The organism is Blautia sp. CAG:237, from assembly GCF_000436615.1.
GTDB lineage: Bacteria > Bacillota > Clostridia > Lachnospirales > Lachnospiraceae > Blautia_A > Blautia_A intestinihominis.
The window spans coordinates 21507-33789 of record NZ_FR886747.1; the positions used below are offsets into that span (position 1 = coordinate 21507).

At 43.5% G+C, this 12283-nt stretch carries 10 protein-coding genes and 2 pseudogenes; all 12 read left to right on the forward strand.

Annotation, left to right across the window (positions count from 1 at the left end):
* Nucleotides 1-711, forward strand: coding sequence for a RadC family protein (gene radC / locus QZL69_RS09585; RefSeq protein WP_022214992.1), 711 nt, complete (start codon nucleotides 1-3; stop codon nucleotides 709-711).
* Nucleotides 712-723: 12 nt separating this feature from the next.
* The gene (locus QZL69_RS09590) at nucleotides 724-1737 is read left to right on the forward strand and encodes a rod shape-determining protein (protein ID WP_022214993.1); all 1014 of its coding nucleotides are present in this window, start codon (nucleotides 724-726) and stop codon (nucleotides 1735-1737) included.
* A gap of 19 nt (nucleotides 1738-1756) precedes the next feature.
* On the forward strand, nucleotides 1757-2683 hold the full coding sequence (mreC, locus tag QZL69_RS09595) for a rod shape-determining protein MreC (protein WP_022214994.1): 927 nt from the start codon (nucleotides 1757-1759) through the stop codon (nucleotides 2681-2683).
* On the forward strand, nucleotides 2683-3210 hold the full coding sequence (gene mreD, locus QZL69_RS09600; RefSeq protein WP_022214995.1) for a rod shape-determining protein MreD: 528 nt from the start codon (nucleotides 2683-2685) through the stop codon (nucleotides 3208-3210). The genes mreC and mreD overlap by 1 nt, the downstream gene beginning before the upstream one ends.
* Nucleotides 3211-3272: 62 nt before the next feature.
* On the forward strand, nucleotides 3273-6104 hold the full coding sequence (locus QZL69_RS09605) for a penicillin-binding transpeptidase domain-containing protein (protein WP_291519231.1): 2832 nt from the start codon (nucleotides 3273-3275) through the stop codon (nucleotides 6102-6104).
* An 86-nt stretch (nucleotides 6105-6190) separates the two neighbouring features.
* Nucleotides 6191-6979, forward strand: a complete 789-nt coding sequence (gene minD / locus QZL69_RS09610; protein WP_022214997.1) for a septum site-determining protein MinD — start codon at nucleotides 6191-6193, stop codon at nucleotides 6977-6979.
* Nucleotides 6980-7005: 26 nt separating this feature from the next.
* The gene (gene minE, locus QZL69_RS09615; protein ID WP_022214998.1) at nucleotides 7006-7245 is read left to right on the forward strand and encodes a cell division topological specificity factor MinE; all 240 of its coding nucleotides are present in this window, start codon (nucleotides 7006-7008) and stop codon (nucleotides 7243-7245) included.
* Nucleotides 7246-7253: 8 nt separating this feature from the next.
* Nucleotides 7254-8414, forward strand: a complete 1161-nt coding sequence (locus QZL69_RS09620; protein ID WP_022214999.1) for an FtsW/RodA/SpoVE family cell cycle protein — start codon at nucleotides 7254-7256, stop codon at nucleotides 8412-8414.
* Nucleotides 8411-9634, forward strand: a complete 1224-nt coding sequence (locus QZL69_RS09625) for a D-alanyl-D-alanine carboxypeptidase family protein (protein ID WP_022215000.1) — start codon at nucleotides 8411-8413, stop codon at nucleotides 9632-9634. Before QZL69_RS09620 ends, QZL69_RS09625 begins: the two co-directional genes overlap by 4 nt.
* A 314-nt stretch (nucleotides 9635-9948) precedes the next feature.
* Nucleotides 9949-10113 (forward strand): annotated as a pseudogene (locus QZL69_RS14000) (MATE family efflux transporter); the annotation flags it as partial.
* Nucleotides 10114-10119: 6 nt separating this feature from the next.
* Complete coding sequence (locus QZL69_RS09635; RefSeq protein WP_022215001.1) at nucleotides 10120-11577, forward strand: DNA/RNA helicase domain-containing protein; 1458 nt, start codon at nucleotides 10120-10122, stop codon at nucleotides 11575-11577.
* A gap of 142 nt (nucleotides 11578-11719) precedes the next feature.
* Nucleotides 11720-11947 (forward strand): annotated as a pseudogene (locus QZL69_RS14005) (response regulator); the annotation flags it as partial.
* Between the last annotated feature and the right edge of the window lie 336 nt (nucleotides 11948-12283).

Genomic DNA, 12283 nt, shown 5'->3' on the forward strand with positions numbered 1-12283 from the left:
ATGAATCAAACCATCAAAGATATACCGGAATCCGAACGTCCTTATGAGAAATGCATGCGGGACGGGGAGAGTACACTCAGTGACAGTGAACTTCTGGCAGTGATCCTCCGGTCCGGGACCAGAGGGAAGAATTCGCTGAACCTCGCAAATGAGATCCTGAACCATATGGAACATTCTTCATATCCCGGTCTTTTGGGAATCCTTCACAGTTCCCTTTCAGACCTTAAGAAGATACATGGGATTGGCACTGTCAAGGCGGTGCAGCTTAAATGCATTGGAGAATTGTCAAAGCGAATCTCATGTGCGGCAGCCAGACCAAACTTGAGTTTTCAGAATCCGGATTCGATTGCAGCCTATTATATGGAGCAGCTTCGTCATCAGGAACAGGAAATAATGATCTGTATGATGCTGGATAACCAGAACCATTTACTGAATGATACGATTCTCTCCAAGGGAACAGTCAATGCAACACTGATCACTCCAAGGGAAGTATATCTGGAAGCACTTCGCTATCATGCGGTCAGTCTGATTCTGGTACATAATCACCCGGGTGGCAATCCGGTTCCAAGCCAATGTGACCGCGAAGTCACAGAACGGATTTTCCGGGCAGGAGAGATGCTTGGGATTGGTCTTCTGGATCATATCATTATCGGTGATCACAGGTATGTAAGCTTCAGGGAAGAAGGAATACTCGGAGAATACCTGGAATGAAGGGATTGTTTTATGCTTTTAAGAAAAACATACGGAATAGATCTGGGAAGCAGCACGATTAAAGTCTATTCCTTTTTAAAAAACAAGAGTTACATGGAAAAAAACATGGTAGCATCCAGAGGACGCAGAATCATTGCAGTGGGAAATGAAGCCTATGAGATGTTTGAAAAATCTCCGGTAGACATTGCCGTGAATTCTCCGATGACATTTGGTATGATTGCAAATCTGGAACTCCAGGAGATCGCATTATACAGTATGATGAAAAAAATCGATAAATTTCTGGGAGTTGGATCCGATATGTTTTTTTCAGTTCCACTGGATATGACTGCGATTGAGAAGAGGGCGTATTATTATGTGGCAAATGGACACTGGCTTCATCAGAACCGGGTTTACATGGTAGAAGCTCCGATCGCGGATGCACTTGCAATGGGAGTCCGGATGGAGAAAAATGAAGGCAGTATGGTTGTCAATATTGGTGCACAGAGCACACAGTTTTCTATTCTGACAGACGGAAACATTATCATTTCCAAGAAAGTTCCGATCGGCGGCAGACAGATGAATGAAGCAATCTGTGCAGAGATCCGCAAGCGTTACAACCTGCAGATCGGTACGCGGACCGGGAAACGGCTCAAGATTGCGATGGGCCGTCTGAACGATCAGCGGAAGGAGGCACGCAAGGTAGTTGGAATTGACAGCATCTCCGGTCTTCCACGGGAAGAAGTTATTTCCGGATATGTGGTAAATGCCGGGATTATGGACTGTGTGAATGAGATTGCAGCAGAAATGAAGACGTTTCTGGAGCGAATTCCACCGCAGATTGCCTACCACATTGCCAGAGAGGGGATTTATCTCACCGGAGGAAGTACGCGAATTCCATATATTGATAATTATCTTGCGAGCTATACAGGATTTTCCTTTAACTTATCGCCTTTCTACGAAAAGGCGACAATCTGCGGTCTGGAGAAGATCATCCGTGACCGTGACCTGATGAAATGGGCACAGCCCGTTAAACAACGTAAATTATAATTTTTTAGGGGTATGATACATGAGAAACCTGAAAAAGAAATTTCAATTTCGTATACATTTAAAGAGTAAACATCTGCTGGTGATCATGACATTTTTCTGTGGAAGTGCTGTGGTATCGACACTGGCTTCCGGTGTTACATCGGAGCCGCTGGCAGAGGCAGCAGGAATGATCGTAGTTCCATTTGAAAAAAGTATCAATGGGATCGGAAGCTGGATCGGTGAGATCAACCAGACATTTCAGGATAAGCAGGATCTGATCGATAAGAACCAGGAACTGCAGGATGCTGTTGATACACTTACAGAACAGAATAATATCCTGATCCAGAATCAGTCAGAACTTTCCAGACTTCAGGAACTTTACAATCTGGATGAGGAATATTCCTCATATCCTAAGGTTGCTGCCAGAATCATTTCCAAGGACCCTGGAAACTGGTACGATACCTTTATGATCAATCGCGGAAGTAATGATGGTATCCGTGTGGATAATAATGTGATCGCTGGTAAGGGGCTTGTAGGAATTGTTACAGAAGTAGGACCAAACTGGGCTACCGTCCGTGCGATCATTGATGACAGCAGTAATGTAAGTGCAATGACCGTAGGCACAGATGACACCTGTGTGGTAGAAGGAGAACTTGAACTGATTGATGAGGGGAAACTTCGTTTTTCACAGCTTTATGACAAGGATGATAAAGTTACGGTAGGCGAGAGAGTTGTTACTTCCAATATCAGTGACAAATATGTAGAGGGACTGTTTATCGGTTACGTCAGCGAGATTGAACTGGATACCAACAATCTGACAAAGACCGGTACAATTGTAACACCGGTGGATTTTCAGCATCTTAAGGATGTCTTTGTTATCACGGTAAACAAGCAGGATGCAGTTGATAACAGTGGAGCAGCGGATACTTCTTCTGATGCAGATACCGACCAGGAGGGAGCAGAATAATGAAAAGTAAAATCGTTCTGTTTTTTACGATCATTTTGTCTTTCCTTTTGCAGTCAACACTTCTCCAGAAAATCGCCATTGGCTCGATTACTCCGAATCTTCTGTTGATTCTATGTGTTTCCATGGGGCTGATGCGGGGACGTAAGAGTGGCCTGTGGACGGGATTTTTCAGCGGACTGCTTGTAGACCTGTTTTATGGATCTGTATTTGGATTTTATGCGCTGATTTATATGTATGCGGGATTTTTCAGTGGTTATGCATTCCGTATTTATTATGATGATGATATCAAAGTTCCAATGGCTCTCACTGCAATCATGGATCTGTTCTATAATCTGGCAGTGTATGGACTTCAGTTTTTCCTGAGAGGAAGGCTTGGACTTTTTACATATCTGTACAGGATCATTATTCCGGAAATTTTTTATACAGTGTTTCTGACAATGATCGTTTATAAGTTTTTTTATTATATTAATCATCGCTTCATGAGTGCGACCAGGAAAGAAAGGGAATCTATTTGGGTACTAAAATAAAAAAAATATTCAAAAAAATTCAACTGAAACGAACCTCTGTGCTTTTGCTGGTGTTTATTCTTTTGTCTTTTGTTCTGATACGCCAGCTTTATGAGCTGCAGATCATTCAGGGCGAGGACTATATTGATGAATTCCAGACAAGGACCACCAAGACACGTGTCCTCAAAAGTACCAGAGGTAATATTTATGACAGAAACAATAAACTGATTGCTTCCAATATTTTGTCATATTCTCTGACATTTGAGGATAATGGAAGTTATGATACGACCCGCCAGAAAAACCTGACATTAAATGGTACTGCTTATAAGGTTTTGCAGATCCTTGCTGAGAATGGAGACAGTCTTTCAAATACATTTCATATTAAACTGGATAACAGTGGAAATTATGTGTTTGATATTGATCCTGGATTTACCCTGAATCGATTTAAGGCAGATATTTACGGTCATGCGCTCATTGATGACCTGACCAAAGACGAGGCAGCTGCCAGTGCTGCTGACATGATGGATTATCTTAGTGGTAACAAGGGATTTTCTATCGTCCTTTATGGCGATGAAGCCTATACAGATGCAGAGTTGAAACAGTACGGTCTTCCGCAGGAACTTACCAGGCAGGAAGTTCTGGATATTGCAATCATGCGCTATGAACTGAGCACAAACAGTTTCCAGAAATATATGGCGGTTACGATCGCGACAAATGTCAGCGAGAGCACCGTTGCAGCAATCAAGGAAAATCAGAATGAACTTCAGGGAATTGATGTTCTGGAGGATTCCAGCCGCCAGTATGTAGAGGATGAGAGTATGGGACCTCTGCTGGGCTATACTGGTAAGGCATCTTCTGATGAACTTGCAGATCTTAAGAAACAGGATCCGAAATACTCTAATGATGCCGTCATCGGTAAAGCGGGAATTGAACAGTATATGGAAATGGATCTTCAGGGAACGGATGGACAGGAGACGGTTACGGTTGATAACCTTGGTAAAGTCCTCAAAATTGACAGTGGCACAACAATAGAGCCACAGGCTGGAAATGATGTTTATCTCTCTGTAGATTCAGACTGGCAGGCGGCAATTTATCAGATCCTCAAACAGAGGGTTGCCGGTATTCTTCTGAACAAGATCGAGGCAGTTAAGGAGTTTGACTATGAAGCTGAACAAGATGCAAGTAGGATCGTTGTTCCGATCTATGATGTATACAATGCACTGATATCCAACAGTGTGATTGATATTGATAAGTTCAGTAATCAGAATGCTTCCGATACAGAAAAAAATTTATATGCCAAATTTCAACAAAAGCAGCAGGAAGTTTTTGATACAATAACTAACAGGTTGACAATGGACAATCCGCCTGCATATAAGGATGAATCGAAGGAATTTCAGGAATACCTTTCTTATATTTGTGATACCATTCTCAGAGATACACTGGGAGTCATAAAGAAGGATTCCGTAGATACTTCGGATGCGACATACCAGGCATGGACAACAGATCAGAGTATCAGTCTCAAGGATTATCTGAACTATACCGCAAGCCAGAACTGGATCGATATTTCTGTTATTTCACCAGATGGGGAATATCTGGATTCCAATGAAGTTTATAAGGCACTTACGGATTATATTACAGATTATCTGAAGACAGACACTGGTTTTTCGAAGCTTTTGTACAAGTACATGCTTATGAATGACCAGATTTCCGGACAGGATATCTGCCTGGTACTTTACGAGCAGGGCGTTCTTTCCAAGGATGACTCAAGTTATGAAAGCCTTGCCTCCGGTCAGATGTCTGCTTATGATTTTATGATCAATAAGATTGCCAATCTGGAGATCGAACCGGCACAGCTTGCACTTGCACCGTGTTCTGCATCAGCAGTCATTACAGATGTAAATACCGGAAAAGTTCTTGCATGCGTTTCTTACCCTGGATATGATAATAACAAACTCAGCAATAATATGGATACCAGCTATTATTCAAAACTTGCATTGGATCAATCCAGCCCGTTCTTTAACAAGGCAACGCAGCAGACAACAGCACCTGGTTCTACATTGAAGCTTCTGTCTACGATTACAGGAATGATGGAGGGCATTATTGATGATGGAACTTATTATGAGTGTACAGGTAAATTTGATCTGGTAACACCGGCAATTTACTGCTGGAACCGACAGGGGCATGGATCTCTTGAGATTCGTGGTGCGATTGAGCAGTCCTGCAACTACTTTTTCAATATGATCGGTTTCCTTGCAGGAAAGAATGCAGATGGAGATTTTTCGGAAACATTGAGTCTTTCGAAACTGCAGCAGTATGCATCCGAGATTGGTCTGGATGAAAAAACAGGCATTGAGATTTCAGAAGCATCTCCACATGTTTCTGACAGTAAGGCAGTTCCGTCTTATATTGGACAGGGTAATCATCTGTTCAGTACCAGTCAGCTTGCACGATATGCGACGGCACTGGCAACTTCCGGAACAGTTTATGACCTTTCCCTTCTGGATAAGGTTACAGATTCTCAGGGAAAAATCCTTACAGAATATGCTCCGTCTGTCAAAAATCAGATGACGGATGTTCCGAGCAGCGTATGGGATGATATTCATGATGGTATGCGCAGGGTTGTTGAAACACATGAACAGTTCAATGGACTTGGAGTAACTCTTTCTGGTAAGACAGGTACTGCCGAGCTGGATATTTACCATCCGAACCATGGTCTGTTTATCGGTTATACGACTTCAGCATCAACAGGTGCTCCAGAATATGCGCTTGCTGTCCGAATTGCAAATGGTTACAGTTCAGGAAATGCCTGTTTGACCGCAAATGATATCTTACAGTACATTTATGATCTGGCAGATGAAGATACAATTCTGACGGGCTATGCCTCCAGCGATACCAGCAATACTTCAAATGATTAACAGACACAGGGCATCTGCCCTGTGTCTGAGATCACAGAAGAAAATACCAGAAGTCTGGAACATATCTTTGAGGAGGATACAGAAACATGGGCGAAGTGATAGTAATTACATCCGGTAAGGGTGGCGTAGGCAAGACAACGACAGCTGCCAATATTGGCACAGGTCTGGCAATGCTGGACAAGCGGACAGTTGTTGTCGATACAGATATCGGTCTTCGGAACCTGGATGTGATCCTGGGACTTGAGAACCGTATCGTGTATAATCTTGTGGATGTCATTAATGGAAACTGCCGTCTGAAGCAGGCACTGATCAAGGACAAGAGACATCCGGAACTGTTTCTTCTGCCATCTGCGCAGACGAAGGACAAGTCGGCAGTGTCACCGGAGCAGATGATCAAGCTGACAGAGGAACTCAGGGAAGAGTTTGATTTTGTTCTTCTTGACTGTCCGGCCGGCATTGAGCAGGGATTTCGAAATGCGATCGCCGGGGCAGATAAGGCACTTGTCGTAACAACACCGGAGGTATCTGCAATCCGTGATGCAGACCGTATCATTGGACTTCTTGAAGCGGAAGATATCAGGGATATCCATCTGATCATTAACAGGCTTCGACCCGATATGATCGCACGTGGAGATATGATGTCCGTAGAGGATGTGATCGAGATCCTTGCTGTGGATCTGATCGGTACGATCCTTGATGATGAGCAGATCGTGATCGCAGCCAATCAGGGAGAACCGCTTTCGGGAAGGAATTCTCAGGCAGAGGAGGAATACCGCAATATCTGCCGGAGGCTTCTTGGTGAGGAGGTTCCTTTTGCAGAACTCAGATCAAAAAAAGGAATGTTTCAGCGAATTGGAGATTTTTTCCGTAAATGATCCATAAGCAGAAGGAGGGGATTTGTATGAAAGCATTTTCGCAATTCAGGAACCGCTCCGCTGATTATGCAAGGAACCGGATGAAGCTCCTTCTGGTTTCAGAGCGGATCGACTGTTCTCCGCAGATGATGAAATTGCTGAAAGATGATATGATCCGCACAGTAAAAAAATACGTATCCATAGATGAAGATGGCGTTGTATTCCGGATCAGCCAGGAACCGCCGGTTCTTCATGCGGATATTCCGGTATATAAGAAAAGGGAATAAGATACAAAATGATTAAACAGTATAAGTTACGATTTTATAATTTCAGACTGGTGATCTTTCTTCTTGCGATCAGTGTGATCGGAATCATTCTGGTTGGAAGTGCCAGAGATGACCTGCGGAGTAAGCAGATGATCGGTGTTATCATGGGACTGATCTTCATGGTGATTCTTTCACTGATTGATTATTCCTGGATATCCAATTTCCAGTGGATCATGTATGGCGCGAACATCGCCCTTCTTCTGATCGTTCGTCTGTTTGGTGATTCTGCAAACGGTGCAGCGCGCTGGATTGATTTTGGATTTATTCGTTTCCAGCCGACAGAGTTGTCAAAGATCATCATTATATTGTTTTTTGCCAGGTTTTTTATGGATCACGAAGAAGATCTGAATACGCCGAAAACACTGGCGAAATCCGTTTTATTGCTGGCTGTTCCACTGCTTTTGATCTATGAGCAGCCGGACCTTAAGAATACGCTTATGATGCTGGCTGTGTTCTGCATCCTGATCTATATTGCAGGACTTAGTTACAAGGTCATAGGCGGAACATTCCTGATCCTGATCCCGTTGATCATCATCTTTCTTTTTATTGTTGTTCAGCCGGATCAGAAACTGATCAAGGACTATCAGAGAAATCGAATCATGTCATTCCTTTATCCTGAAAATGATGAGTACAGTGATGATATTCAGCAGCAGAATAACTCCAAGACAGCGATCGCATCAGGAGAACTGATCGGCAAGAAACTGTCCGGAAACGATGAAGTTGCTTCTGTAAATGAAGGAAACTTTGTATCTGAGAACCAGACAGACTTTATTTTTGCAGTTGCAGGCGAAGAATATGGTTTCCTTGGCTGCTGTACGATTATTCTTCTGCTTCTGGCAATCTCGATAGAATGTATCCGGATGGGGCTTCGGGCCAAGGATCTGTCGGGTAAGATCATATGCTGCGGAATGGCGAGTATCGTTTCTTTGCAGAGTTTTCTGAATATCTGTGTTGCGACAGGAATCGCACCAAATACAGGTACACCACTTCCATTTGTAAGTTATGGCCTGACTTCTCTCGTCAGTCTTTATCTTGGAATGGGGCTTGTCCTGAATGTAGGCTTGCAGAGCAGTGCATACAATAAGGAAATTCGCAAAAAGTCAGTAAATCAGAAAGAGGATTACCTATGAAAAAAGAACAGCCACGTGAGCGCAGAAGAGAAGAGATTCAGGAGAGACCAGCAAGACCTCGTAATACTTCCTCATCCGCTGCTTCCACCAGAAAAAAAGCAGCCCGGTCAGCAAGACCGACAGGAAGTGCTTCACACACTCAGCAAATCAAAGGCAAAAGTGCACGTCCTGTCAGTCCGACACAGGCAAGAAGAAATCCGGAAGCACGCCGGAAAAAACGTCCCAGAAGAAATTTCCTTCCGATTATAGTAACGGTGCTTCTTCTGGCAGTCGTATTGTGTGGAGGAGGGTACTTCTTATTGCAGAAGGGACTTTCCTTTGGCAGACAGGTACAGGCATTTGATATCAATCAGGAATTCCAATATCAGAATACACTTAAGGCAACTTCAAGAGCGGCTTCTTTTGCTGCAGACCTCTGTGTGGTAAGCGGTGACCAGAGTCTGGATTCTGTGACACTGGAGGATGGACAGGAGGGACTTCTCCTGGATATCAATGACAAATCGGTAATGTATGCAAAGGGTGCTTATGACAAAGTTTATCCGGCAAGTATCACCAAAATCATGACAGCACTCCTGGTATTTACAAATGGAAACATGGATGACGTAGTCACGATCTCAGAGGAGAATGTAACTCTGGAGGAAGGCTCTCAGCGAGTTGGTTTCCAGGTAGGTGACCAGGTAACGATGGATGAACTGGTGCACTGTCTCCTTGTATATTCAGGAAACGATGCCGCATCTGCGATCGCAACGCATGTCGGCGGTTCAACCGAGAATTTTGTTTCTATGATGAATGCTTATGCCGCACAGCTTGGATGTACAGGAACACATTTCACAAATCCTCATGGACTGCAGGATGAGAACCATTATACTACACCATATGACATCTATCTGATGCTCAAAGAAGCACTCAAGTATCCTGAATTTACAGAGATCACACAGATGGGAAGCTATACTGCAAATTATAAATACAGCGATGGCTCTGATGCGAGTGTAGTACTGACAGCAACCGACCATTACCTTACAGGAGAAGCAACGGCACCAAAGGGCGTTACGATCCTTGGAGGTAAGACGGGAACCACCAGCAGTGCAGGAAACTGTCTGGCATTGTTATGTCAGAATGAATATGGCAATCCATTTATATCCATCGTAATGGGAGCTTCCAGTAAGGAACTTCTGTATCAGGAGATGAGTTCACTTCTGGAGAACATCAATACCGTATAATACATGAATGTATAAAAAGAGACAGCCCGGAGAGTTTATGCAGAATGACAGAGCTCTGGGCTGTTGTTTTTATAAAATAAAGAAGTGTGTTATATAAATTAAAATGTTATAGTATAATAAATACATATAACAAACCAAACCCCTCTGCGCTCCGCGCATTAATCAACAAAGACAGCCTGATCCCAACCACTTTACATTTTTCAATTTACAAACAAAAGGACTAAAACCATGACTAAAATGCAAGAATCAAACACTTCAAACCCTATGGCAACAGGAAACATCCCCAAATTACTTGCACGATCTTCTTCTGGATCGTGATCATGCTGATCCCGCTGATCTTCCTGCTGCCGAATTTCTTCTCGAACAAAGTGTTCGCTGTTTTCCTGGCAGAACCGGTAAGCGATATCCTTGCCGCGGCTGTTACCACAATAACCTTTTTTACATTGTTTAACAAAATCCTCAAAAAAGAGGTCAGGTAAATCATTATGAAATCTATTTCCATCTATACCATCACCAGAAACCAGACGCTCGACAATCTTCAGAGACTGGAGCGTCAGTTATCGGGGAGGGGATATTTTCTTCGGATGAGAGAGTGGGAGATGGAGAGCATGAAGGCTCTGACAGAACATCTGGAAGTGCATATTCCTCAGATCTGCTCTCTTCGTTTTTTCTATTCTTTCCAGATTCCAAAACTTGGAAAGGAATTTGACCTTCTCCAAATCAAAAAAGACCAGATCGTAAATATCGAGTTAAAAAGTGGTGTAGTATCCGATGAGGCGATCTGCAAACAGCTTCTGCAGAACCGATATTATCTGTCTGTGCTTGGAAAGCCGCTCCATTCTTATACTTATATCAGCAACCAGAACCGGCTTGTCAAGCTGACAAAGCATGACCATATCATAGAGGCATACTGGGAACATCTATGTACAATTCTCCAGAAGGAAAGTCCGGATTATGAGGGAGATATCGAGGATCTTTTTCAGGCAGAACTTTATCTGATCTCCCCGCTTACAGAACCTGCCCGTTTTCTTCGGAAAGAATATTTCCTGACTTCACAGCAGCGTGATATCGAACGGCAGATCCTCAAAAAGATCCGCACAGAACACACCGGCTATTACTGGTTCAACGGACTTCCAGGGACAGGCAAGACCCTGCTGCTCTATGACATTGCCATGAAACTGTCTGTCCGTCAGAGAGTCTGCATGATCCACTGCGGAGAAGCTGCCAGGGATTGGGAGATCCTGCATGAACGCCTGCAGAGGATCGATTTTCTCACCGACAAAGAGCTTGCTAATGAAAGGGAACCAGTCAGCTTTGATTCCTACAGCGCCATCCTGGTAGATGAAGCTCATCTGCTTTCCGCTCCAAAACTTGACATTCTTCTAAATGCAGTTAATCACCAGCCCGTGATCTTTTCCAGTGATTCCGAGGATATGATCTCTCCTGAGGAAATGGACCAGACCACTATTCAGAAGATAGAACGCCTGCCACAGATCCTGACCTTCCATCTGACTAACCGCATTCGCACCAATGCCGAACTTTCCTCCTTCATCCAGAATATGCTCCATCTGCCAAGGAAAAAAAGTTCCAGATACTATCCGCATATCGAAGTAGTCTGCGCCAACAATGAAAGCGAAACGCAAAACCTGCTTGACGGCTACATTCATCAGGGCTACCAGTTCCGCCAGACCTCCACACCCGCAGACCTGAACACCGCCGCGGTCCGCGTCACCGACCGTCTCGTCACCGTTCTGGATGAACGTTATTATTACGACACAGAAGGATATCTTCGTTCATCTTTGCGAAACAACAGTGGCAGTTCCGACGTACGGACCCTTTTTCACCTTCTGAACCAGACAAAGGAAAACCTGTCACTTATCATAGAGAAAAATGAATCTGTGTATGAAATTCTTCTTGAGATTCTGCAGATGCACAGAAAATGATCTATCATTCAGACAAAGAGTGGAGTTTTAAAAGCTTCACTCTTTGTTTGCCTCTTATCCCAATCTTACAAGAATGTAAGTTGCATCCCGCCTCATCCCGCACTATACTGGATTTAATAACACATAAACCAAAGGAGACAACATGAAACACATATTACTGGTCGAAGATGACTTAAGTATGTTAAATGGCTTATCCTTTGCCATTAAGAAACAGGGCTATGCTCTTGATATCGCCCGCATCAGAGATGAGCAGAAGCAGTTATGGACGGAAGATAAATACGATCTTGTTATTCTGGATGTCAGCCTTCCGGATGGATCTGGTTTTGATATCTGCCAGGAGATCCGGAAGACTTCAACCGTTCCGATCATGCGAGCACTTCCAGTATCTCAGGTATGGGGACTGAGCGGGATCACAAATACTCCGGTGTCCTGTAAACAGGCAGAGATCGACCATGTTACTATCTGCTCTTATGATGACTTTATCATGGGATGTAGCAAAAGCATGATCGTAAACGGTACACTTGCAGATACAAGCGGAAATAAAAACGAGATCATGACCATCTATAATAAAGACAATCCTCTTTGCCGCAGAAGGTGCCACCTATTCTAACAGCCTGCAAAGTGGAAGAAAAACTTGACGAACCTTAAACTTTCCCTTATAGTTGATAATTGATACAAAATTAAAAAATTAATTTAGGGGGAAGTA

Coding starts and splice junctions, on each gene's coding strand:
- QZL69_RS09620 (WP_022214999.1), top strand. CDS start 7,254: ATGATTAAACAGTATAAGTTACGATTTTATAATTTCAGACTGGTGATC.
- minD (WP_022214997.1), top strand. CDS start 6,191: ATGGGCGAAGTGATAGTAATTACATCCGGTAAGGGTGGCGTAGGCAAG.
- QZL69_RS09590 (WP_022214993.1), top strand. CDS start 724: ATGCTTTTAAGAAAAACATACGGAATAGATCTGGGAAGCAGCACGATT.
- QZL69_RS09635 (WP_022215001.1), top strand. CDS start 10,120: ATGAAATCTATTTCCATCTATACCATCACCAGAAACCAGACGCTCGAC.
- mreD (WP_022214995.1), top strand. CDS start 2,683: ATGAAAAGTAAAATCGTTCTGTTTTTTACGATCATTTTGTCTTTCCTT.
- radC (WP_022214992.1), top strand. CDS start 1: ATGAATCAAACCATCAAAGATATACCGGAATCCGAACGTCCTTATGAG.
- mreC (WP_022214994.1), top strand. CDS start 1,757: ATGAGAAACCTGAAAAAGAAATTTCAATTTCGTATACATTTAAAGAGT.
- QZL69_RS09625 (WP_022215000.1), top strand. CDS start 8,411: ATGAAAAAAGAACAGCCACGTGAGCGCAGAAGAGAAGAGATTCAGGAG.
- minE (WP_022214998.1), top strand. CDS start 7,006: ATGAAAGCATTTTCGCAATTCAGGAACCGCTCCGCTGATTATGCAAGG.